Source organism: Plantibacter sp. VKM Ac-2880 (genome assembly GCF_015351235.1).
In the GTDB taxonomy this organism is placed as follows: domain Bacteria; phylum Actinomycetota; class Actinomycetes; order Actinomycetales; family Microbacteriaceae; genus Plantibacter.
This window is the reverse complement of record NZ_JADKSJ010000001.1, coordinates 1,675,030-1,696,164: the sequence shown is the minus strand read 5'-3', so window position 1 is coordinate 1,696,164 and position 21,135 is coordinate 1,675,030. Positions and strand designations below refer to the sequence as shown.

At 69.0% G+C, this 21,135-nt stretch carries 15 protein-coding genes, 1 tRNA gene and 1 pseudogene; 4 read left to right on the top strand and 13 right to left on the bottom strand.

Annotation, left to right across the window (positions count from 1 at the left end; genetic code table 11):
* Window positions 1-58: 58 nt before the first annotated feature.
* The 4 genes from ITJ57_RS08125 to ITJ57_RS08110 form a co-directional block, all read right to left on the bottom strand.
* On the bottom strand, window positions 59-943 hold the full coding sequence (locus tag ITJ57_RS08125) for a glycosyltransferase family 2 protein (RefSeq protein ID WP_194670347.1): 885 nt from the start codon (window positions 941-943) through the stop codon (window positions 59-61).
* Window positions 943-1,770, bottom strand: coding sequence for a CDP-alcohol phosphatidyltransferase family protein (locus ITJ57_RS08120; protein WP_194669590.1), 828 nt, complete (start codon window positions 1,768-1,770; stop codon window positions 943-945). The genes ITJ57_RS08125 and ITJ57_RS08120 overlap by 1 nt, the downstream gene beginning before the upstream one ends.
* Window positions 1,771-2,838 carry a glycosyltransferase family 2 protein gene (locus ITJ57_RS08115; RefSeq protein ID WP_194669589.1) on the bottom strand — a complete coding sequence of 356 codons (1,068 nt, stop codon included), beginning with the start codon at window positions 2,836-2,838 and terminating at the stop codon, window positions 1,771-1,773.
* Window positions 2,839-2,958: 120 nt separating this feature from the next.
* Window positions 2,959-4,641, bottom strand: coding sequence for a S1C family serine protease (locus tag ITJ57_RS08110; protein WP_194669588.1), 1,683 nt, complete (start codon window positions 4,639-4,641; stop codon window positions 2,959-2,961).
* Between the two features lie 158 nt (window positions 4,642-4,799).
* On the opposite strand from ITJ57_RS08110, the gene ITJ57_RS08105 reads away from it, so the two are divergent.
* The gene (locus tag ITJ57_RS08105; protein ID WP_194669587.1) at window positions 4,800-5,996 is read left to right on the top strand and encodes an aminotransferase class I/II-fold pyridoxal phosphate-dependent enzyme; all 1,197 of its coding nucleotides are present in this window, start codon (window positions 4,800-4,802) and stop codon (window positions 5,994-5,996) included.
* Window positions 5,997-6,056: 60 nt separating this feature from the next.
* Here the strand turns inward: ITJ57_RS08105 and ITJ57_RS08100 are convergent, their stop codons facing one another.
* From ITJ57_RS08100 to ITJ57_RS08085, 4 genes are all read right to left on the bottom strand, one after another.
* Complete coding sequence (locus ITJ57_RS08100; RefSeq protein WP_194669586.1) at window positions 6,057-6,953, bottom strand: glycine betaine ABC transporter substrate-binding protein; 897 nt, start codon at window positions 6,951-6,953, stop codon at window positions 6,057-6,059.
* Window positions 6,954-7,020: 67 nt separating this feature from the next.
* The gene (locus ITJ57_RS08095) at window positions 7,021-8,022 is read right to left on the bottom strand and encodes a proline/glycine betaine ABC transporter permease (RefSeq protein WP_194669585.1); all 1,002 of its coding nucleotides are present in this window, start codon (window positions 8,020-8,022) and stop codon (window positions 7,021-7,023) included.
* Window positions 8,019-9,389 carry a glycine betaine/L-proline ABC transporter ATP-binding protein gene (locus tag ITJ57_RS08090; protein WP_194669584.1) on the bottom strand — a complete coding sequence of 457 codons (1,371 nt, stop codon included), beginning with the start codon at window positions 9,387-9,389 and terminating at the stop codon, window positions 8,019-8,021. The genes ITJ57_RS08095 and ITJ57_RS08090 overlap by 4 nt, the downstream gene beginning before the upstream one ends.
* Before the next feature lie 398 nt (window positions 9,390-9,787).
* Window positions 9,788-10,270: an Lrp/AsnC family transcriptional regulator gene (locus ITJ57_RS08085; RefSeq protein WP_194669583.1), complete on the bottom strand. Its 483-nt coding sequence runs from the start codon at window positions 10,268-10,270 to the stop codon at window positions 9,788-9,790.
* Window positions 10,271-10,440: 170 nt separating this feature from the next.
* On the opposite strand from ITJ57_RS08085, the gene ald reads away from it, so the two are divergent.
* Complete coding sequence (ald, locus tag ITJ57_RS08080; protein ID WP_194669582.1) at window positions 10,441-11,562, top strand: alanine dehydrogenase; 1,122 nt, start codon at window positions 10,441-10,443, stop codon at window positions 11,560-11,562.
* Between the two features lie 96 nt (window positions 11,563-11,658).
* On the opposite strand, the gene ITJ57_RS08075 is transcribed toward ald, so the two are convergent.
* The 3 genes from ITJ57_RS08075 to ITJ57_RS08065 all read right to left on the bottom strand — a co-directional run bounded on the left by ITJ57_RS08075 (window position 11,659) and on the right by ITJ57_RS08065 (window position 16,026).
* Window positions 11,659-11,732, bottom strand: a tRNA-Met gene (locus ITJ57_RS08075).
* A 168-nt stretch (window positions 11,733-11,900) separates the two neighbouring features.
* Window positions 11,901-14,825, bottom strand: coding sequence for a UPF0182 family protein (locus tag ITJ57_RS08070; RefSeq protein WP_194669581.1), 2,925 nt, complete (start codon window positions 14,823-14,825; stop codon window positions 11,901-11,903).
* 70 nt (window positions 14,826-14,895) lie between these two features.
* Entirely contained in the window at window positions 14,896-16,026 is a 1,131-nt protein-coding gene (locus ITJ57_RS08065) for a PDZ domain-containing protein (RefSeq protein ID WP_194669580.1), read from the bottom strand.
* Window positions 16,027-16,191: 165 nt separating this feature from the next.
* Here ITJ57_RS08065 and ITJ57_RS08060 point away from each other — a divergent pair, with 165 nt between their 5' ends.
* Both ITJ57_RS08060 and ITJ57_RS19345 read left to right on the top strand, forming a co-directional pair.
* A complete protein-coding gene (locus ITJ57_RS08060; RefSeq protein WP_194670346.1) occupies window positions 16,192-17,562 on the top strand; it encodes a zinc-dependent metalloprotease in 1,371 nt (456 codons plus the stop codon).
* A gap of 75 nt (window positions 17,563-17,637) precedes the next feature.
* Window positions 17,638-18,441, top strand: a pseudogene (locus tag ITJ57_RS19345) (TOMM precursor leader peptide-binding protein); the annotation flags it as partial.
* On the opposite strand, the gene ITJ57_RS08055 reads toward ITJ57_RS19345, so the two are convergent.
* Both ITJ57_RS08055 and nudC read right to left on the bottom strand, forming a co-directional pair.
* Window positions 18,395-20,125: an ATP-dependent helicase gene (locus tag ITJ57_RS08055; RefSeq protein ID WP_194669579.1), complete on the bottom strand. Its 1,731-nt coding sequence runs from the start codon at window positions 20,123-20,125 to the stop codon at window positions 18,395-18,397. The pseudogene ITJ57_RS19345 and the gene ITJ57_RS08055 sit on opposite strands and share 47 nt — an antisense overlap.
* A 25-nt stretch (window positions 20,126-20,150) precedes the next feature.
* Window positions 20,151-21,089 (bottom strand): NAD(+) diphosphatase, encoded by a 939-nt coding sequence (gene nudC, locus ITJ57_RS08050; protein WP_194669578.1) that lies wholly within the window; start codon window positions 21,087-21,089, stop codon window positions 20,151-20,153.
* Window positions 21,090-21,135: the final 46 nt, after the last annotated feature.

Sequence of the window (21,135 nt, the reverse complement as noted above, 5' to 3'; positions counted from 1 at the left end):
CAGCATCCGTCAAGCGTAACGACGCCAGGTCACAGTGGGGTCACGACGGCCCCGGTGGTCAGATGACGGGCGGCCGGCCGGCTCTGGTCATCCGCCAGACCGTGCGCCAGCGCAACGGCCGGCGTCCACCCGGGTCGGTCCGCCATCCTTCGCGCCACCCGGCGAACCAGGGCCGGAGCGCCTCGGGCTTGCGCCACCATCGGATGATCTGGACGGCCGTCCAGGAACCCACATAGAGCGGGACGAGCGGGAGCGGGAGGTTCCGTCGGGCGAGCCAGACGCGGTTCCGTGCGTTCAGGCGGTAGTACGCGGTGTGCCTGGTGGGTTCGGTGATCGGGTGGTTCGCCTCGAGCGACGCCTCGTACCAAGCGCGCCTCCCCTGATCCCAGACCCGCCAAGCGAGTTCGATGCCCTCGTGCGCGTAGAAGAAGGGATCGGCCCAACCGCCGACGGCGTCGAACACCCGGCGAGGCAGGAGGACCGCCGCTTCGAGGCAGGAGAAGACCGCGCTCGAGTGCCGGGGATCCTTGTCGCGGGTCCTGGGCACCCAGCGGGACGGGGTCGGGACACCGGTCGCGTCGGCGAGCCTGGGCTGGAGCAGCCCGATCGACCGGTCGGCGTCGAGGATCGCGATCGCGTCCTGGAGGAACGTCGTCGACGGGATGGTCGCGTCGTCGTCGAGGAAGAAGATGAACTCGCCGTTGACCGTGGCGGCACCACGATTGCGACCGGCGGGGATCCCGAGGTTCTCCGCCAGCGCCAGCCCACGCACCCCGGATGGGAGCCCGGACGGCTCCCAGCCGTTGCCGACCACCACGACGTCGAGTTCGACGCCCCGCTGGGCGAACACGCTCGCGACTCCGGCGGCCAGCTCGACGGGCCTGGTCCCCTGCGTCAGCACGACGACGCCGACGGATCGGGTGACCGGGATCGGTCCCGACATCACGCGCGCAGTCGATTCGACGAGACGATCGCGACGAAGTGGCCGACGACCGTCAGGAGGGCGAGCGGCACGAGGACCGCGAGGGTCCACCGCATCGCCTCGACGTCGCCGACGAAGAGTCCGACGACGGAAGCCGCGAAGACGACCATTGTGAGCTCGACCGAGTGGAAGAGGCGGTGGAACGGCAGGAACCGCGCGAACCGTCTGGCCATCGCGAGGACTCCCCCTCGTGGTGCCGACTCCTCCGTCGAGTACGTGAGCTTGGGCGCACCGAAGCCGGCGCGGGCGACGCGCACCATGTCGTTCAACGCCTTGTTCAGCACGACGAACAGGGCGAGCGCGAACCCGAGCGTGATCCAGGTGAGGTCGACGGGCGTGTCCACCGGCCATCCCGCCGCCCGGACACCGAGCGCGATGGCGATGAGCGATTCGGTCGAGTAGTGCCCCACGGAGTCGAGGAATGCGCCCGCCGGGCTCGAGGTCCTGCGCCACCGCGCGACCTCGCCGTCGCAGCAGTCGACGAGCATCTGCGTCTGACCGAGCACGAGCGCGAGGGCGGCACCGCCGAAGCCCGGGATGAGCAACGCCGCAGCAGCAGCCCAACCGGTCAGGATCATGAGTCCGGTCACGCCGTTGGCGCTGATGCTGGTGCGCAAGAGCAGCCACGTGACGTACGGCGACAGGTCGCGCAGGTAGAGGTCCGCCGTCCAGTGCTCGGCGTTCTTACGGGCTCGGACCTCGGGTGGCTGCGCCACGGCCCGGAGTTCGGCGATCGTCCGCGGTGGGGTGAGCCGCGGACCCGGAGCTTCTGCACGGGGATCCGACATCTAGGCCGCCTTCGGTGGGTTGCGCAGCGCGGAGATGCCCTTCGCGAGCGAGCCGTAGCCGAGCACGAAACCGGTGCCCCAGCAGAAGTGGATGCACGGGAGTACGACGAGCATCCACAGGCTCGTACGCACACCGTCCCGCCCGGTGACGACGATGCTCGCGAGCAGCACGATGAGCGCGTAGCCGATCGGCGCCGCGAACCCGATCAGGAGCCACGGTGGGATGCCGGCAGCCAGCTGGAGGAGCCCGCCGAGGCCGAGCAGGGTGCCGAGGACGATCCCGAGTACGAGCACCGGCGGGGCGAAGTACCTGAGCGTGCCGCGCGTGGGGAAGCTGCGACTGAGCTCGCCGCGCCAGAGGCCTGTGGAGAAGAATTGGCGGGCGAGGGCGCGCAGGCTCGCGCGCGGGCGGTACACGACGCGGAGTTCGGGCGTGAACCAGACGAGGCCTCCCGCCTGCTTGATGCGGCGGTTGAGCTCCCAATCCTGACCGCGCTTGATGCGCTCGTCGAACATGCCCACCCGCACGAGCATCTCCCGGTCGAAGACGCCGAGATAGACCGTGTCGGCCGGCCCCTGACGTCCGCCGACGTGGTGCGGCGTGCCGCCGAGGCCGACCCGCGAACCGTACGCGCGCGCCACCGCCGTCTCGAACGCAGTGCGACCGCGGGCGTCCATGATCCCGCCGACGTTCTGGGCACCGGTGCGCAGCATCGTCTCCACGGCGATCCGGGCGTAGTCGCTCGGCAGCTCCGAATGGGCGTCGACCCGGATGACGATCGGATGGGTCGACGCCGAGATGGCGAGGTTCAGCCCAGCCGGGGTCGAGCCGACATGGTTCTCGAGCACGTGGATGCGCGGGTCCGCGGCCTGGAGCGAGCGGACCAGTTCCGTCGTGCCGTCGATGCTCGGACCGACGGCGATGGTGATCTCGACGTCGCCCGCGTAGTCCTGCGCGAGCAGGCTGTCGACGGCTGCTCGGACGTGCCGCACGTCGTTCAACACGGGCATCACGTAGGAGACTCCGGGCAACGACGGTGCGTCGGCCTGGCCTCGGTCGTTCGACATGTGGGGTTCACTCCGTGTTTCGTTCGATCGAGCCTAGCAGCCGGTCACGGGCACAGCCCCGGACGCGGAGACGCCCGCACGGTCCCGGGCGGGCGTCTCCGGGACTGCGGACCCCGAGCGTCAGAGCGCGAGTTCCCCGAGCGTGACCTCGGCACTCTGCGAATCGCTCCCCCGGGTGAAGGTGACCTTCGCCGTCGCCCCACCGGCGAGCGCCCGGACCTGCGCGGTCAGGTCGTTCGCTCCGGTGATCGGCACACCGTTGAACTCCGTCACGATGTCGCCCGACTTCAGGCCGGCGGCCTGGGCGGCACCGTTGTCGGTCACCTTGTCGATGAGCGCCCCGGCGACGGTGCTCTTCGCGTCGCTCGCGGCATCCTTCACGGTGGCGCCGAGCAAGCCGTGGGTCGCCTTCCCCGTCTTGATGATCTCGTCCGAGACGCGCTTGGCGATGTTGGCGGGGATCGCGAAGCCGACGCCGATGCTCCCGCTCTGCGAGGACGAGTCGGTGCTCCCGGCGCTCGCGATGGCGACGTTGACGCCGATGAGCTTGCCGGTGCCGTCGACGAGTGCGCCACCGGAGTTGCCGGGGTTGATCGCCGCGTCGGTCTGGATGACCGCGATGGAGATCGAGGAGGTCGGCGCCGTCGGCGTCTTGCCCGGGACGTCGAAGTTCCAGGGGCTCTGATTGTCGCCGTTCGGGTCGTCCGAGCCACCGTCGTCGCCGGAACCGGAATCCGGCACGGCGGAGGAGGCGACGGTGATGCTGCGGTTCAGGGCGCTGACGATCCCGTCGGTGACCGTTCCGGCCAAGCCGAGCGGTGCGCCGATCGCGACGGCCGTCTCGCCGACGTTGAGCTTGTCCGAGTTCGCGAACTCCATCGGGCTGAGGCCGGATGCGTCTTCGAGCTTGATGACGGCGAGGTCGTAGACGGGGTCAGTGCCGACGAGCTTGGCGGTGTACAGCTTGCCGTTCGCGTCCGTGACCCGGATGGCGGGGTCGGCGACCTGACCGTCGAGGGTCACGACGTGGGTGTTCGTCAGGACGTACCCGTCCTTGCTGAGCACGATGCCCGAACCGGTACCGGCGCTCTGGCCTCCCTGCACCGACAGCGTCACGACACTCGGCCCGGCCGTCGCGGCGATGGCCGTCGTGAGGCTGACGTCGGCGTCGTCGTTGATCGCGAAGGCCTTCGACCCGGCCTCGTTGCTCGACACGCTCGACTTCGTCGCGTTCGTCACCCAGAGGGTCGCTCCCGCGCCTGACGCGCCGCCGATGAGGGCTCCGACCGCGAGCATCGCGACCATCCCGGCGAGCGGACGGTTCGTCTTCTTCGGGCGGGGCGCCGTCGGGGTCCCGCCGTGCTGCTGGGCGTAGGGCGACGCACCGTAGGCACCGGGCTGCTGGCCGGGCTGGTACTGCCCGGCGCCAGGCTGGCCGGACTGTGGGTGTCTGGGCTGCGGGTGCCCTGCCTGCGGCTGGGCCGGCTGCTGCTGGTAGGCGCCGTACGCGTTCGGCTGCGGTTGACGCGTGAACGCCGCGCTCGGATACTGCGACGACTGCTGGTAGGGAGACCCCTGCTGCGGCGACCCGAGCGGCGGCTGCGCGGCCTGGCCGTACAGCGGCTCGGTCGGCTGCGTCGCGGTCGGCGGCGGGAAGTACGCACCGGCCGTCGACGGCCGGGTCTCACCCGCGGCGGCGGGACCGCCGGCCTGCTCAGCGGCTGCGGACTGCGGCGTGGTCTCCCCGTCGGGGGTGGACTCGGGGTGTTCGGCGGGCTGCTGTCCGTCTGCGGGTTCGGTCATGGTGGTTCTGCTCCTTCCAAGCGCAGTCAGCTTCCCGCGCCGAGCTGTGTGTTTCATTCGCACGGGCTGTACGCGGGCTAGGTCTTCGCCGCAAGCCGCCGTGGGTGGTGTCCTAGATTGGAGACGGCCTGTCATTCAGGCCACGGAGGGAGATCGACATGGTGGTTGACGGACCTTGGCGCCGCACTGCGGAGGGCGCCGGACTCGTGGACGAGCAGGGCGCCGTCTCCTCGACGATCTTCGCCGAGATGAGCGCCCTCGCCCTGCAGACCGGCGCGGTGAACCTCGGCCAGGGGTTCCCCGACGAGGACGGACCGGACGCCGTGCTCGCCGAAGCGATCGCCGCGATCGAACGGGGCGAGAACCAGTACCCGCCCGGCCCCGGCACCCTCGACCTCCGCACCGCCATCGCCGAGCACCAACGACGCTTCTACGGTCTCGACCCCGATCCCCAGGGAGAGGTGCTCGTCACGGCCGGAGCGACCGAAGCGCTCGCCGCCTCCCTGCTCGCCCTCGTCGAGCGCGGTGACGAGGTGGTGACCTTCGAACCGTTCTACGACGCGTACGGCGGCCTCATCGCGCTCGCCGGGGGCAGGCACCGGACGGTGAAGCTGCTCGCACCGGACTTCCAACCCGATCCGGAGGAACTCCGCGCCGCGGTGACCGACCGGACCCGGATCATCCTGGTCAACACCCCGCACAATCCGACCGGCACGGTCCTCGACCGGTCGACGCTCGAACTCATCGTCGAACTCGCCGACCGCCACGACGCCCTCATCGTGACCGACGAGGTCTACGAACACCTGACGTTCGACGTCCCCCACGTCCCGATCGCGACCCTTCCGGGTGCCGCGGAGCGGACGCTGACGATCTCCTCGGGCGGCAAGACCTTCAGCACGACGGGCTGGAAGATCGGTTGGCTGACCGGTCCACGCGAGCTCGTCACGGCGGTCTCGACCGTGAAGCAGTACCTCAGCTACGTCAACGGAGCGCCGTTCCAGCCGGCCATGGCGACGGGGCTCCGCCTCCCCGACGACGCCTTCACCGCGATCGCCGACGGTCTCCGGGGGAAACGCGACCTCCTGAGCGCGGGGCTCTCGGCGGCGGGCTTCGAGACCTTCCGACCCGACGGCACCTACTTCATCGTGGCGGACGCAGCACCACTCGGCCATCGCGACGCGGCCGCGTTCTGTCGCGCCCTGCCGGAACTCGCCGGCGTCGTCGCCGTGCCGTTGTCGGCGTTCTGCCTGGACCGGCGCGACCCGGACTATGCGTCACTCGTCCGATTCGCATTCTGCAAACGCACCGAGGTCCTCACGCGCGCCGTCGACGGGCTCGCGCGGCTCACCAGCTGACCTCCGCGCGAACGACGACGGGCACCGGATCGCTCCGGTGCCCGTCGTCTTGTCGAGCCGCTACTTGGTGAGCGAGTCCACGTACTCCTGGTTGTCGCTGATCCACTTCTCGACGACCGGCGCGTAGTCCTTCGAGTCACCCTCGTTGAACATGGCGTTCTCGAGCGAGAACAGGCGTTCGGAGTCGAAGTCGAAGTCCTTCAGCCATCCGGCGAGCGTGGGGTACTCCTCGGCGAAGTCGGCCTTGCCGAAGCTGTGGATGCCTTCGGCGTCGCCGAGTGCGCCCTTCGGGTCCTCGAGGTCCTTGATCGGGAACGCGTCGTAGGCCCAGTGCGGACGCCAGAGCGTGACGGCGATGTTCTCGCCGGCATCGGTGGCCGCCTTGAGCTCGGAGAGCATCGCGGGCGTGCCCGAGGTGAGGAACTCCCAGTCCTCGAGACCGTACTCGGGGATGACCTTGTCCTGGGTCGCCTCGGTGAGGCCGGCACCCGGGTCGATGCCCACGAGGCGGTTGTCGAAGAGGTCGGCGTTCGCGGCCAGGTCCGCGAGGGAGTCGACGGGAGCGTCCTCGTTCACCGCGATCGTGAGCTTCGCGTCGGTGTTCCACGCGCCGAGGTCGACGACGTCGTCCCCGAACTTCTCGATGTAGCTCGCGTGGGTGGTGGGCAGCCAGACGTCGAGCGTGAGGTCGTAGTCGCCCGTGCTCAATCCGGAGAACACCGGGGCCGGCTCGGCCTCCTCGAGCGTGACGTCGTAGCCCTGCTCCTCGAGCACGGCCTTCCACAGCTCGGAGGCGGCGATGCCCTCGTCCCAGCCGCTGAAGACGGCGATGGTCACGGCCTGCTTGTCGCCGTTCTCGAGCGTCTCGTCGGAGGCGCCTGCGGAGCAGCCGGAGATGGCGAGCGTCGCCGCCGCCCCCGCTGCGATGGTGGTGGCGATCTTGGTGCGGTACTGCATGTTCGATGATTCCTTTCGTCCCGCGAACGGGGATCGGTGTCGTCGGTTGAAGTCGAGGGGCCGGGCGTCAGCGTGTGGCGGCCGGGGACGGCGCGGGCTTCCCGCTCGGCTCGACGTGGCTGGTCGAGTCCGTCGTGGTGGTGCTCGAGGCAGGCGCGGGGCGGAGGCCGCCCGGTGCCGGCGTCGGCTTCACGCGCCGCCCACGCTTGCGGCCGGCGCCGAGCGAGGCGGTGAGGCGGTCCAGGAAGATCGCCAGGATGACGACCGACAGGCCCGCTTCGGAGCCGAGCTGGATGTCGATCCTGGAGAGGCTCTTCACCACGTCGCCGCCCAGCCCGCCGGCGCCGACCATGCCGGCGATGACGACCATGGAGAGCGAGAGCATGATGACCTGGTTGACGCCGGCCATGATGTTCGGCATCGCCAGCGGCAGTTGGATCTGACGCAGGATCCGCCACGAGGAGGCTCCGAACGCGTTGCCGGCCTCGACGACCTCCCGGTCGACGTTGCGGATGCCCAGCTCGGTGAGCCGGACGGCCGGGGCCAACGCGAAGACGATCGTCGCCACGATGCCCGGGACGACGCCGATGCGGAACAGGATGAGCGCCGGGATGAGGTAGACGAACGCCGGTGTGGTCTGCATGAAGTCGAGCAAGGGCCGGATGATCGACGAGGCGGCCTTCGAGCGGGCAGCCAGGATTCCGAGCGGTATGCCGATCACGATCGCGATGAGGCCGGCGACGAGGACGAGCGAGAGCGAGTCCATCGCGTTCTCCCACTGCTCCACGCCGACGATGATCAGCAGACCGACGGCCGAACCGATCGCGAACACGGGGCCGCGGACGATGAGCGCGAGGATCGCTGCGACGAGGATGATCACCCAGAAGGGCGGTCCACTGAGGATCGTGTCGACCCCGTCGTAGAGCCCCTGGAAGACCGCGCGGATCACGTCGAACACCGGCTGGAACACGTCGGTGATGAAGTCGACGAACGCTTCTACCCACGCACCGATCTCGGGGCGGGTGATGGCGTCGATGAGGCCGGACGATTGGAGACGGAGGCCGTTCATCGGACGCTCCCTTCCTGGAGGGCGGCGGAGGGTTCGGTCGTAGACGGTTCAGCGGCCGTCGGGTCGACGGAACCACCGTCGTCGGGGTGCTGCGGGTCCTCCGCGGTCGACCGCAGGGTCGCCGTGATGAGCTCGACGGGCACCGTCGCCGGCGGACCGACGAGGCTGACCTCGTCCGTGTTGGTGGAGACGTTGCCGACGGCGGCGAGCAGGGTCACCCGCGGGACGACGCCCAGGAGACGCGTCCGCTCGTCCACGACGGCGACCGGGAGGGCGCTTTCGACCGCTGACTCGAACAGGTCGACGAGCGCGGCCTCCGGGGAGACCGTGGCGAGGTCCGCCGTGATGACGCTGCCGAGCTCGTGGTCGCCGGCCCGGACGAGCCGCAGCACGTCCTTGTCGCGGACGACGCCGAGGAGCTGCCGACCCGGGCCGACGACGAAGGCGGTCGAGGTCTGCAGATCGCGCATGATGCGGAGGGCTGCCCGCGGACCGGCGGACGCGGAGACGACGGAACGTGCGGGTTCCATCACGCCTCCGGCGGTGAGCACGCGAGCGCGGTCGACGTCCTGGACGAACTGGGCGACGTAGTCGTTCGCCGGGTCGGTGAGGATGTCGTTGGGGGTCCCCACCTGCACGATCCTGCCGTCGCGCATGACGGCGATCCGGTCGCCGAGGAACATCGCCTCGTTGAGGTCGTGGGTGATGAAGATGATCGTCTTCCCGAGCTCGGCCTGCAGCTCGACGAGCTGCTCCTGCATCTCGCGACGGATCAGCGGGTCAAGCGCGGAGAAGGCCTCGTCCATCAGGAGGATGTCGGTGTCTGACGCGAGTGCGCGGGCCAGTCCGACGCGCTGCTGCATCCCACCGGAGAGCTGGCCGGGGAGCTTGTCCTCCCAGCCGGCGAGTCCCACTCGTTCGACGACGGCCTGAGCACGCTCGCGACGCTCCGCCGCGGGCACACCCTTGACCTCCAGCCCGTAGGCCGCGTTCTCGAGGACCGTGCGGTGGGGCAGCAGGGCGAAGTGCTGGAAGACCATGGAGATGTTCTCCTGGCGCACCGCACGCAACTGCTTGGAGGAGACGCCGGAGATCGGCTGCCCGGCGACCGTCACCGTACCGGCGGTCGGCTCGAGCAAGCCGTTGAGCATGCGGATGAGCGTCGACTTGCCCGAGCCGGAGAGGCCCATCACGACGAAGATCTCGCCCTGCTTCACGTCGAATGACGCGTCGATGACGGCAGCGGTCCCGCTCGTCGCGATTTCGTCGCGGGACGCTCCCGCTTGCAGACGCTTGACGGCGTCCTTCGGCTTCCTGCCGAAGACTTTGTACAGACCCGTCGCTGAGACGGCAATCGTTTCGGTCATTCTTTCTCCCGGAAGCGCACGCGGAGCCGCGTTGCACTCTTCCTGTCGATCGTCAGGCCGGGTCGAACGACTCAGGATCCGCCCCATCGGCGCACTGACAGACAGCGCACGGGCTCGGATCACGCGGGGCGTCGACGGCTACCACGTTGCGTTCGACCGTACGTCCAGCACGCCGTCACGAAGGCGACAGGGGGCGGGACGCGGTTACGTAGGTCAGCCCTTGCGGGCCGTCGACAACGCTAACGAAACTCACAGCTGGTGGCTAATCGACAATCCCCCGAAAGGCGGACACAGACGCGGCGACATGCACGAAAACCGATCATCACCAGGCTTTTCCGCGAAGCGTCTTCGTTACCTGTTTGTGACCTTCGCGCGGTCGATCGCTCGCGAACCGAGGCTCACTCCCCCACTTCGACACCGATGAAGGCATGCTCGAACACCAGACTCGTCCGCGTGGAGGCGACCGTCGGGTCGGCGGAGAGGTGCTCGACGACGAAATCGCGGACGTGCGCGCTGTCGCGGGCGGCCAGATGGATGACGAAGTCCTCGGAGCCGCCGAGGAAGAACACCTGGACGACCTCCGGCAATCGTCGGATGCCGGCGCTGAACTCGGCGATCCGCGCTCGGGCGCCGGCCCGGATGTTGACACTGATGAGGGCTTCGAGCCCGAGCCCGACCGCCACCGGATCGATGCTCGCAGCGAACCCGGTGATCACCCCGCGATCGACCAGCGAACGGATCCGCGCGACACAGGTCGACGGCGCGATCCCCGCGAGTTCCGCCATCCGGGCGTTCGTCATCCGGGCGTTCTCCTGCAGCAGCCGAAGCAGGGTGCGGTCCACGTCGTCGAGGTCGACGGAGCGGCGAAGATTGTTCGTCATCCTGCGATCATCCTCGCTTTCGCCCGAAGAATCATCGATTTGCGAGATGGATGTCCGGATTTCTGCAGCCCTTCGCGGTCAGCCTCGCAGGAACCCCAGAATAGTCGCACACCGTCCACCGACGAGCGGGAGCCGAGCTGAACGCCGCGGGCCCGCGAGAGGAAGCACTCATGCGCATCGGCATCCCCACCGAGGTCAAGAACAACGAGAACCGGGTCGCCGCGACCCCAGGCGGCGTCCACGAGCTCGTCCGCCACGGACACGAGGTCGTCGTCCAGGCGGGCGCCGGCATCGGCTCAGGCAACCTCGACGAGGCCTACCGCGACGCCGGGGCGACGGTCGTCCCGGATGCAGCCTCCGTCTGGGCAGCGGGCGACCTCCTGCTCAAGGTGAAGGAACCCGTCGCCGCCGAATACGGGTACCTGCGCGCCGACCAGACGCTCTTCACCTACCTGCACCTCGCAGCGGATCGGGCACTCACGGACGCTCTGCTCGCGTCGGGTACGACGGCGATCGCCTACGAGACCGTGCAGCTCGCCAACCGTTCACTCCCCCTGCTCCAGCCGATGAGCGAGGTGGCCGGGCGACTCTCGACCCAGGTCGGGGCCTACCACCTGATGCGGGCGGCCGGAGGTCGGGGCATCCTCCTCGGCGGCGTGCCCGGCACCCCGAAGGCGAAGGTCGTCGTCATCGGCGGCGGCGTTGCCGGCGAGCACGCCGCAGCGAACGCCCTCGGCATGCAGGCGGACGTCACGATCATCGACATCTCGATCCCCCGGCTCCGGGAGCTCGAGAACCGCTTCGGAGGACACGTGCAGACGAGGCCGTCGTCCGCCTACGAGATCGCCGAACAGCTCCGGGACGCCGACCTCGTCATCGGCTCGGTCCTCATCCCCGGAGCCCAGGCACCCAAGCTCGTGACCGATGCGATGGTGGCCGACATGAAGCCGGGATCCGTCCTCGTCGACATCGCCATCGACCAGGGTGGCTGCTTCGAGGGATCCAAGCCCACGACGCACGACGACCCGACGTTCCGGGTACACGACAGCCTCTACTACTGCGTCGCCAACATGCCCGGCGCCGTCCCCGAGACCTCGACGCGGGCCCTGACCAACGCGACCCTCCGCTATGCGCTGGCGATCGCGGATCAGGGCACCGAACAGGCGGTGGCAGCCGACCCGGCCCTGCGCGCCGGCGTGAACGTCCGTGCGGGCGAGGTCACGAACAGCGGCGTCGCCGCCGCCTTCGGCCTGCCCCTCGCGGACCTGGAGGAGCGTCCCTCGGTGCGATGACGCTGCGGTCGCGCCGACGCCTCCGCGCCGGCGCGACCGTAGGTGTTTTAACGAAGAAATCCCGGTCTCAATGAGACCGGGATTTCTTCTTTTCTGTTGCAGGGGCAGGATTTGAACCTACGACCTCTGGGTTATGAGCCCAGCGAGCTACCGAACTGCTCCACCCTGCGGCACAAGAGATAAAGCTAGCATGCATTTCCAGACCCCGCAAATCGAGTGCCGTCAGCGGTCCCGATCAGGGCCTCCGGATGACGATTCTCAGACGAGGACGACGGCCGTGAACGCCGGAACGGCGCCACCCCGGAGGGTGACGCCGTTCAATCGAGCAGCAGCTCGGATCAGCCGTTCAGCAGGTCCAACGCCTTCGCGAGCGCGTCGGAGACCTTCTTGTCGGCGACGCCGTAGGCCGCCCAGTCGCCACTGGCCATCGCAGCGTCCTTCTCGAGGATGGCCGCGCGGGCCTCGCTCAGCAGGGTCTTGATCTGCGCGTCGACCGCGGGATCACCCGTGCTCGGTGTCGTCCCCGTGTCCGTGCCGTCGCCCGTGTCCGTCCCGTCGGTCGGCGGTGTCGTCGCGTCTCCCGGGACGTTCGTGTCGCCGGCGTCGGCTCCCGAGTCTCCGCCGAAGAGGGTGTCGAGCGCCTCGTCGAGCGTGTCCTCGAAGGCGATCTGATCGCCGAAGGCCACGAGCACCTTCTGCAGCAGCGGGAAGCTCGTGTCACCCGTCGACTTGACGTAGACGGGTTGCACGTAGAGGAGCCCACCACCGACGGGCACCGTCAGCAGGTTGCCGTTCAGCACCTCCGTCTGGCCCTGTTTCAGGATGTTGATCTGGCTCGACACACTCGGATCCGAGTCGAAGGTGTTCTGCACCTGGCCCGGGCCCGGGACGGTGTCATCCTTCGGCAGCGTCAGGAGCCTGATCTTGCCGTAGTCGGAGCTGCGTTTGCCGTCCTCGCCGCCGGCGTTCGCATCCACCGCCAGGTAGCCGGTGAGCACGTTCCGCGACTGTTCACCACCCTGACGAGGGATGAAGGTCGAGTACAGCGAGAACGACGGCGCCTGCTGCTCGGGGAGCTGCATCGTCAGGTAGTACGGCGGCTGGTACTTCTTCTCGGTGTCGGTGGACTGCGGGTCGTTGGGGGTCACCCACGCGTCCTCGCTCGAGTAGAACGAACCGGCGTTCGTGACGTGGTACTGGCCGAGCACCGAACGCTGGACCTTGAAGAGGTCGGCCGGGTACCGGACGTGGCTCATGAGGTCGCCGGACATCTCGGACATCGGCTTCACCGTCGACGGGAAGACCTTCTGCCACGTCTCGAGGATCGGGTCCTTGTCGTCCCAGCTGTAGAGCGTGACCTTGCCGTCGTAGGCGTTGACCGTGGCCTTCACCGAGTTGCGGATGTAGTTCACGTCGTCGAGAGCGTAGTTCTGTACCGGCGTGACCGAGTCGGAGATCGTGTCCGAGAGGCTCACGGTCTTCGAGTACGGGTAGCTGGCGCTCGTCGTGTAGCCGTCCACGATCCAGACGATCTGTCCGTCCACCACCGACGGGTAGGGGTCGGAGTCGAGCGTCAGGTAGGGCGCGACCTTCTGGACGCGCGTCAGGGGCTCACGGTCGTACAGGATCTGCGACTGGTCGTTGACCGAGTCGGACAGGAAGATCTGCTCGGACTGGAACTTGAGCGCGTAGACGAGCTTCTTGAAGACGTTGTCGAGCTTCGGCCCGCCGTCACCGTCGAAGGTCGTGTACGTCTGCGACTCCCCCTGCGTGCCCGACGGGTAGTCGAGCTCGATCGGATCGCTGCCCTTCGGCGCACCGACGATCGAGTAGTCGGGAGACTGCTCGCCGAAGTACACGCGGGGCTCGAAGTCTCCGAGCGCACCGGTCGTCGGGATGCCGGACTCGAGGAAGACCGGCTCACCCGAGGCGGAGCGCTGGTTGCCGTAGGCGGCGACCAGGCCGTACCCGTGGGTGTACACGACCGTGTTGTTGATCCACGACTGCGAGTTGTCGAGGCCGGAGACGTTCAGTTCGCGGACCGCGACGACGGTGTCCTGCGTCTTGCCGTCGATCGTGTAGCGGTCGACGTCGAGCTGCTTGTCGAAGGAGTAGAACTGCTTGAACTGCTCGAGCTGCGCGACCGAGGCACTCACCAGCGAGGGGTCGATGATGCGGATGTTCGCGGTCGTCTCCGCGTCCTGACGCAGAGCACCCGGCGTCGCGTCGGTGGTCGCCTCGTACTCCTCCTCCTGCACGTCGGCGATGCCGTAGGCGTCGCGCGTCATGTCGATGTTCTTCTGGATGTACGGCGTCTCGAGGCTCTTCGCGTTCGGCTCCACCTGGAACCGCTGGACGATCCACGGGTAGAGGCTGCCGACGATGAGGGAGGCGACGATCAGGAGCGCGGTGCCGACGAGCGGCAGACGCCAGCGGCCGATGAAGGCCGTCACGATGAACAGCACGGCGACCATGAGTGCGATGCCGGCGAGGATCACCCGGCCGGGGATGATCGCGGCGACGTCCGTGTAGGACGCTCCGGTGATGAGGGTGCCGGTGTCGTTCAGGGTCGTGTACTGGTCGAGCCACAGGCTGACCGCCTGCAGGATCAGGTAGAGCGCGGCGAGCACGGAGATCTGCACCCGGGCCGCCATGGAGATCCAGACCTCGCGGCTGACGACCCGGATGCCTCCGTAGAGGTAGGTGACGACGGCCGTGGCGATCAGGGCGATCAGCACGACGGCAGAGGAGAACGCGACGACCGCCTGGAAGAACGGCAGGTCGAAGAGGTAGAAGGAGACGTCCAGGTTGAACTGCGGGTCCTTCGTGCCGGACGGCGTGCCGTTCATCCAGAGCAGGGCCAGCTGCCACCGCGAGGCGGCGGCGACACCACCGAAGAGCCCGAAGAGCGCGGGGATGCCGTAGGTCGCCAGTCGGCGCAGTGGCTCGACCACCTGCTGGTAGCGGTCCACCTGCGAACTGAGCTTCGCGTAGACGGGGCGGGTCCGGTAGGCGATCTCGATGGCCAGCCAGACGGGCAGGGCCATGCCGACGAAGCCGATGAGGAACATGGCGATGGTGGCGATCCACTGGGTGGTCAGCACCTCGGTGAACCCGAGCTGCTGGAACCACAACAGATCGGCGTAGAACCCCGAGAACACGAAGAACCCGATGAGGAGCGCGGCGATGACCGCCACCGTGATCGCTATCGGGGCGCGTCGGCGCTGAGTGGACAGGGGCTTCTCTGCTGCTGCGGATGTCACGTATGGCCTCTTCAGATAGGGGTCGTCGTGACCATCCTAAAGCGGCGGGCCTGAGAGAGCGCCCTAGAGGTCAACCCGCGGGGCAGGTCGGGAGGGCACTGGTGTCGCCGCCGTCGGCGATGACCTTGAGCGCCGCGAGCGAATCGTCGAGCGTCTTGACGGCGAAGACCTGCAGACCGTCCGGGATGTGGCCGGAGACCTCGTCGCAGTTGCTCTCCGGTGCGAGGAACCACTCGGCCCCGGCGTCCTTGGCGCCGAAGAGCTTCTGGCGGATGCCGCCGATGGCTCCGACGTTGCCGTCGGCGTCGATCGTGCCGGTTCCGGCGACGTCCTTCCCGCCGTTGAGCTCGCCCGGCGTGAGCAGGTCGATCATCCCCAGGGCGAACATCATGCCGGCGCTCGGCCCGCCGACGTTGTCGAGCTGGATGGTGATGTCGACCGGCAGATCGTAGGTGACCTTCGTGCCGATGCCGATCACCGTCGAGGTCGTCCCATCGCTCGCGGTCGCCGTCGTGGGCGTGATCTGCACCGTGGCCGGGGAGCCCCCACGCACGATGTCGAGGGTGACGGGGGTCTCCGTCCCGTTCTCGGCGATGGCGCCGCGCAGGCTGTCGAGCCCCGTCACCGGTGCGCCGTCGACGGCGACGATCTCGTCGTCGAGTCGCAACACGCCCTGCGCCGGTGCCCCCTCGGCGATCTGCGCGACGACGACGTGCTCGGGCACCTCGTAGCCGAGCTCACGCAACGCAGCGGCGACGGAGTCCTGCTGGGAGTCGACCATCAGCGTCGCGTTCTGCTCGTCGCGCTGCTCCGTCGTGACGCCCGGCGGGAAGTAAAGGTCCATCGGGACCACCGCCCGGCTCGGATCGAACCAGGCTGAGACGATGTCGAGCCAACCGGGGCTCCGCTGCGGGTTGCCGACGAGCTGCACCGTGAGCATGTCGAGGGTGCCACCGGTGTCGTAGGTCTTCGTGTCGTGGACCTCGATGAGTGGGACGTCCTTGTCCTCGCCCTCGGTCGTGCCGAGCACGTTGAAGACCGGTCCCGGCTGTTCGATCACGTACGGAGCGGGCACCGCGGAGAGGACGCCGAGGAGCACCAATGAGAGGACGAGGACGATCCATCCGAAGCGCGCACGGCGGTTCCGGCCATGGCCGGTCGGCGCCGAAGCGGTGGGAGCCTCATCGGCGAAGAGCGACATGCAAGCCTTCCGGACTGTTCGCGGTGGGCGGAAACCCGACCAACCATACCCCGGCGATTCTTCAGCGAGGTGCGACTAGCGTAGAAGGCCCAGCACCGAGCAATCTGAGAGGCGGCTGACGTGCCAGAGGATTCCGACAAGAGTCCGGAGGACGAGTTCCGCGACATGCTCCGCGAGCTGCTCTCCGGCAACGGCTCGTTCGATCCGAGTCAACTCGCCGGCGCCGCCGGCCTGCCGAGCGATCCGGCCAGTCTCGCCGCGCTCATGTCACAGCTGCAGGGCGCCCTGCGCTCGAACAGCGACGGCATCAACTGGGACACCTCGCTGCAGCAGGCGAAGACGATCGCCGGCGACGGTGCGCGCGACACGACGCCCGAGCAGCGCGTCGAGTACGAGCAGGCGTTCCACATCGCTTCCCTGTGGCTGGCCGACGTCACTGATGTCGCCGAGCTCTCCAGCGAGCCCGCCCTCTACACGAGGACCCGTTGGGCGACGAAGACGATGCCGTTCTGGACCCAGCTCGCGGAACCGGTGGCGACCAACATCGCGAACGCCCTCACCGGCGTCCTCACCGAACGGGCTCCGGAGGAGCTCTCCGGCATGATCGCGAACGCCGGACAACTCGTCCGCGGCATCGGCGGCACCCTCTTCGCGATGCAGCTCGGCCAGGTGGTCGGTCAGCTCTCCAAAGAGGTCGTCTCCGGCGGGGACATCGGCATCCCGCTGCTCGACGACAACGAGGCGGCACTCGTCCCCCAGAACGTCGCCGACTTCGGCGAAGGTCTCGACATCCCGGCGGACCAGGTCCAGATCTACCTCGCCGTCCGCGAACTGGCCCACGCGCGACTCTTCCGCCACGCACGGTGGCTCCGCCTGCACCTCATCTCCTCGATCACGGACTTCGCACGCGGCATCCGGATCGACACGGAACGCCTCGAGGAGCTCGCCGAGAGCTTCGATCCGTCCAACCCCGAGGAGCTCCGCGAGGCGATGACGAGCGGGGCCCTCATCCCCGCCCGGACCGAGTCGCAGGAGGCGAGTCTCGCCCGCCTCGAGACCACCCTGGCGCTCATCGAAGGCTGGGTGGACGTCGTCACCGCTGCGGCGACCGTCCGTCTGCCGCGATCGGCGGCCATCGCCGAGACCGTCCGACGCCGACGCGCCGCTGGCGGGCCGGCCGAGCAGGCACTCGGAGCGCTCGTCGGACTCGAGCTCCGCCCCCGACGCCTCCGCGAGGCGGCGGTGATGTGGCAGCAGGTCACCGACGCGGTCGGTACGGCGCAGCGGGACGCCCTCTGGTCGCACCCGGACCTCGTCCCCACCGCGGCCGACATCGACGCACCGGACGCCCTCGTGGCGCGTCTCGAGGCCGAAGCCCGCGGGGAGCGCCCGGAACAGGACGAGATGGACCTCGCACTCGAGGACCTGCTCCGCGACGAGGAACGAGGCGACGCCGCGCGCGACGAGCAGGCTCGCACCGACGATCCGGGATCGGACCCCTCCGACCCGGACGGCATCGGCGGTCCCCCGGTCTGATCCGCCGCTCTCGAGAGCGAGCGGGCCTGTGGAGAGCCACGACGGACCCGCTCGCGGAACCGTCATCATCGATGGATGACGACCCGCCTCGATCCCCGCAGACCTCTCCTCTGGCGAACGCCCCACAGTCTGCAGATCGGGGTCGACGACGCCGTCGTCCTGGACAGCGTCATGACCGACACCGAGCAGGTCGTCTCCGCCCTGCGTGCCGGGTTCCCGGTGTCGGTCGGACGTCGACTGTCCGGCGCGTTCGGCGTCCCGGAGGCTGAGGTCGAGCGCGTCCTCACGGCGCTCGAGCCGGTGATCGAGCACGGCACGGGGCCAGGCACTCCCCCACGTCGGCATCGCGTCGTGGTGGACGGTTCGACCCCGTCCGCCGACCAGCTCCGCCGGCTGCTCACGGACCAGTCGACGATCGAGCTCGTCGCGGCGGGGCCCGTCGAGGAACCGCCGGGGGCAGCAGCCGATCCGGTCGACATCGCGATCCTGTTCGGCGACTTCGTCCTGCCTCCGAGCCGGTACGCCCGGTGGCTCCGGGACGACGTCCCGCATCTGCCGATCGTCTTCGGGGACCGCTTCGTCCGTCTCGGCCCCTTCGTGACGCCGGGCGCCGGGCCCTGCCTGCACTGCCTCGAGTTGCACCGCGCCGACGACGATCCGGCCTGGCCGGCGGTCGCGTCCCAACTCCTCGAGCACCGTTCCCCACTCGACACCCCGCTGGTCCGATCGGAGGTCGCGGCCCGGGTCGCGCGCGTCGTCCTCAGACGGATCGACGCGGCGCAGCCCACCCTCGCGAACACCCAGTTGGTGATCGACGCCGCCTCGGGAGGGGTCAAGCGCCGCGTCGTCCGGGAGCACTCGAGGTGCGCATGCCGAGCTCTGCCAGGAAGCGGGACGGCTCCCGTCTCCCCCCGCGCTGCTGTGTCTCCGACCACGACAGGTGCAGGAGGCGCTTGGCCCGGGTGATCCCGACGTAGAGGAGCCGACGCTCCTCGTCCGCCTGCTCGAAGTGCTTCGCGTAGGAGATCGGCAGATACCCTTCCGACAGGCCGATGAGGTGGACGGCCTCCCACTCGAGCCCCTTGGCGGAGTGCAGGGTCGCGAGGGTGACGGCCTCGACCGTCGGCTCGTGCTGCGCCGCCTGACGGGTCTGCAGTTCGTCGGTGAAGGCGCGGAACGTCGTGCCCTCCGGCGCCTGGTCGACGAGCCCCATGATCGCGTTGAGCGACTCCCAGCGGTCACGCACGGCGCCGCCGCCGTCCGGCGGATCCTGGCTCCATCCGAGGGACCGGAGCACGTCGCTGACGGACTTGAACAGCGGTTCACCGCTGATGGAGACGGAGGCCGCCCGGAGTTGTAGCAGCGCCTGGCGCACCTCGGGGAGTTCGAAGAAGCGCTTCGATCCGTGCATGACATACGGGATGCCGGCTTCGCCCAGCGCCGTCTCGAGTGCAGCGGCCTGCACGTTGATGCGGTACAGGACGGCGATCTCCGACGCGGGGACGCCGGACTGCAGCTGGTCGAGGATCTCCGACGCGACCCCTCTCGCCTCGGACAGCTCGTTGGGATACTGGCGAACCCCGACTGCAGGGGTCTCGGGGCGCACTGACGGTGCCGAATCGTCCTCCGCTCGCACCGCGGAGAGCTGCAGCGCACCCGGACGCCCGCGCATGAGCGTGTTCGCAGCAGCGACGACGGGTGGGGCCGAGCGGTAGTTGCGTTCGAGGCGCACCACGGTCGCGTCGTGGTACCGGGTCGGGAAGTCCAGGAGGTAGTCGGCTCGAGCGCCAGCGAACGAGTAGATGGTCTGGCTCGCGTCACCGACGACACACACGTCTCGGCGGCCGCCCAGCCAGAGTTCGAGCAGGCGGTGCTGCAGCGGCGACACGTCCTGGTACTCGTCGACGACGAAGAACCGGTACTGCTCATGGACCTGCATCGCGACCGACGGTTCGGTCTCGATCATGCCGGCGCACGCGAGCAGGACGTCCTCGAAGTCGATCCGCTTGCGCTCGTCCTTGAGCTGCTCGTAGCTCTCCTGGAGGGCCACCACCTGCTCGAGGGAGAGCTTCGCCGGCAGCGGGCGGTTCGCCGCCGCGTACTGTTCCAGCGTCAGGCCCGACACCTTCCGCCACTCGATCTCGCCGGCGACGTCCCGCAGCGTCGCCGTGTCGACCCTGAGGCGGAGTCGTTCCGCGGCGTGGCCGAGGACCCGCCCTTTGCTCTCGACGAGCGCCGGCACCTGCCCGCCGACGACCTGCGGCCAGAAGAAGTTCAGCTGCGACAGCGCCGACGCGTGGAACGTCCTCGCCGAGACCCCCTCGGCACCGAGCGCCCGCAACCGGCCGCGCAGTTCCGCGGCGGCACGGCTCGTGAAGGTGAGGGCCATCACCCTGGAGGCGGTGTACGTCCCGGTGGCGACGCCGTACGCGATGCGGTGCGTGATCGCCCGGGTCTTGCCGGTGCCGGCACCGGCGAGCATGCACACGGGTCCGCGAAGCGCCTCCGCCGCGACCGCCTGATCAGGGTCGAGTCCTGCGAGCAGTTCGGCCGGGCTGCTCATCGTCGACCCACGAATGCGGCGCCCCTCATCGGGTCCAAGATCCGCTCAGCCAGTCGTCGATGACGGCCCGGGCGATCGACGACGGACCGGGCAGGATCACGTCCGTCGACGGGTCCTCGAGTTCCTCCCGCGTGAACCAGCGGAGGTCGAGGATCTCCTGCCCGTCCGGGACGAGCGCCTCGGGATCCTGATCCTCCGCGAGCGGCGCGACGAACCCGAGCATGAGCGAACGCGGGAACGGCCACGGCTGCGACCCGAGGTAGACGGGCGTCCCGAGGCGCATGCCCGACTCCTCGAAGATCTCGCGGGAGACGGCCTGTTCAAGCGACTCTCCGGCGTCGACGTACCCCGCGAGCAGCGAGTACCGGTTGTGCTCCCACATCGCGTTCGATCCGAGCAGGATCCGACCGGCGGGGTCGACGACCGCCACGATGACCGCCGGGTCCATGCGCGGGAACAACTCGTTGCCGTCGACCGGGCAGTGCCTGGCCCAGCCGGCGTTCCGAACCGTCGTCGGGGACCCGCAGTGCGCGCAGAAGGGCTCGGCGCGGTGCCAGCCTGCGATCGCCAACGAGGTGGCGAGGATGCCGACGTCCGTGTCGGAGAGTCGGTGACCGCTCCGACGCAGGTCGAACCAGCGGTCCTCGTCGTCCGTGATCGTGTCGGCCTCCGCATCGCCGAGCACCCACAGGAGGATGCCGGTGCCCGCGGGCATCTCGGGAGTCTCGTCGATCGTGCGGCCGAGGTACACCAGCAGTTCCGGCTCCGGCAGCTCGGAGGGCGTCAGGCGGTCCAAGGTGTCGCCGGTCACGAGCGCGCGTCGGCCCTTGAGGACGACGGCGCGCACCGTCGGATCGGCACGCAGCTCGTCCAGCAGTTCGGGCCGCGATCGGACCTCACCGTGACGGTCGAGTCCGCCTCTCGCGAGCGGGAGGCCGGCGAGTGCGCGAACCTGAATCGTCATGGACAACCTCTCTGAGGGCGTGGCGAGCGCGGCTCGCCGGGACGGC

Bases quoted from the DNA above. Each gene is read 5' to 3' on its own strand.
- ITJ57_RS08110 (WP_194669588.1), bottom strand. From the start codon at position 4,641: ATGACCGAACCCGCAGACGGACAGCAGCCCGCCGAACACCCCGAGTCC.
- ald (WP_194669582.1), top strand. From the start codon at position 10,441: ATGCGCATCGGCATCCCCACCGAGGTCAAGAACAACGAGAACCGGGTC.
- ITJ57_RS08065 (WP_194669580.1), bottom strand. From the start codon at position 16,026: ATGTCGCTCTTCGCCGATGAGGCTCCCACCGCTTCGGCGCCGACCGGC.
- ITJ57_RS08085 (WP_194669583.1), bottom strand. From the start codon at position 10,270: ATGACGAACAATCTTCGCCGCTCCGTCGACCTCGACGACGTGGACCGC.
- ITJ57_RS08105 (WP_194669587.1), top strand. From the start codon at position 4,800: ATGGTGGTTGACGGACCTTGGCGCCGCACTGCGGAGGGCGCCGGACTC.
- ITJ57_RS08100 (WP_194669586.1), bottom strand. From the start codon at position 6,953: ATGCAGTACCGCACCAAGATCGCCACCACCATCGCAGCGGGGGCGGCG.
- ITJ57_RS08095 (WP_194669585.1), bottom strand. From the start codon at position 8,022: ATGAACGGCCTCCGTCTCCAATCGTCCGGCCTCATCGACGCCATCACC.
- ITJ57_RS08060 (WP_194670346.1), top strand. From the start codon at position 16,192: ATGCTCCGCGAGCTGCTCTCCGGCAACGGCTCGTTCGATCCGAGTCAA.
- ITJ57_RS08120 (WP_194669590.1), bottom strand. From the start codon at position 1,770: ATGTCGGATCCCCGTGCAGAAGCTCCGGGTCCGCGGCTCACCCCACCG.
- ITJ57_RS08055 (WP_194669579.1), bottom strand. From the start codon at position 20,125: ATGAGCAGCCCGGCCGAACTGCTCGCAGGACTCGACCCTGATCAGGCG.
- ITJ57_RS08115 (WP_194669589.1), bottom strand. From the start codon at position 2,838: ATGTCGAACGACCGAGGCCAGGCCGACGCACCGTCGTTGCCCGGAGTC.
- nudC (WP_194669578.1), bottom strand. From the start codon at position 21,089: ATGACGATTCAGGTTCGCGCACTCGCCGGCCTCCCGCTCGCGAGAGGC.
- ITJ57_RS08125 (WP_194670347.1), bottom strand. From the start codon at position 943: ATGTCGGGACCGATCCCGGTCACCCGATCCGTCGGCGTCGTCGTGCTG.
- ITJ57_RS08090 (WP_194669584.1), bottom strand. From the start codon at position 9,389: ATGACCGAAACGATTGCCGTCTCAGCGACGGGTCTGTACAAAGTCTTC.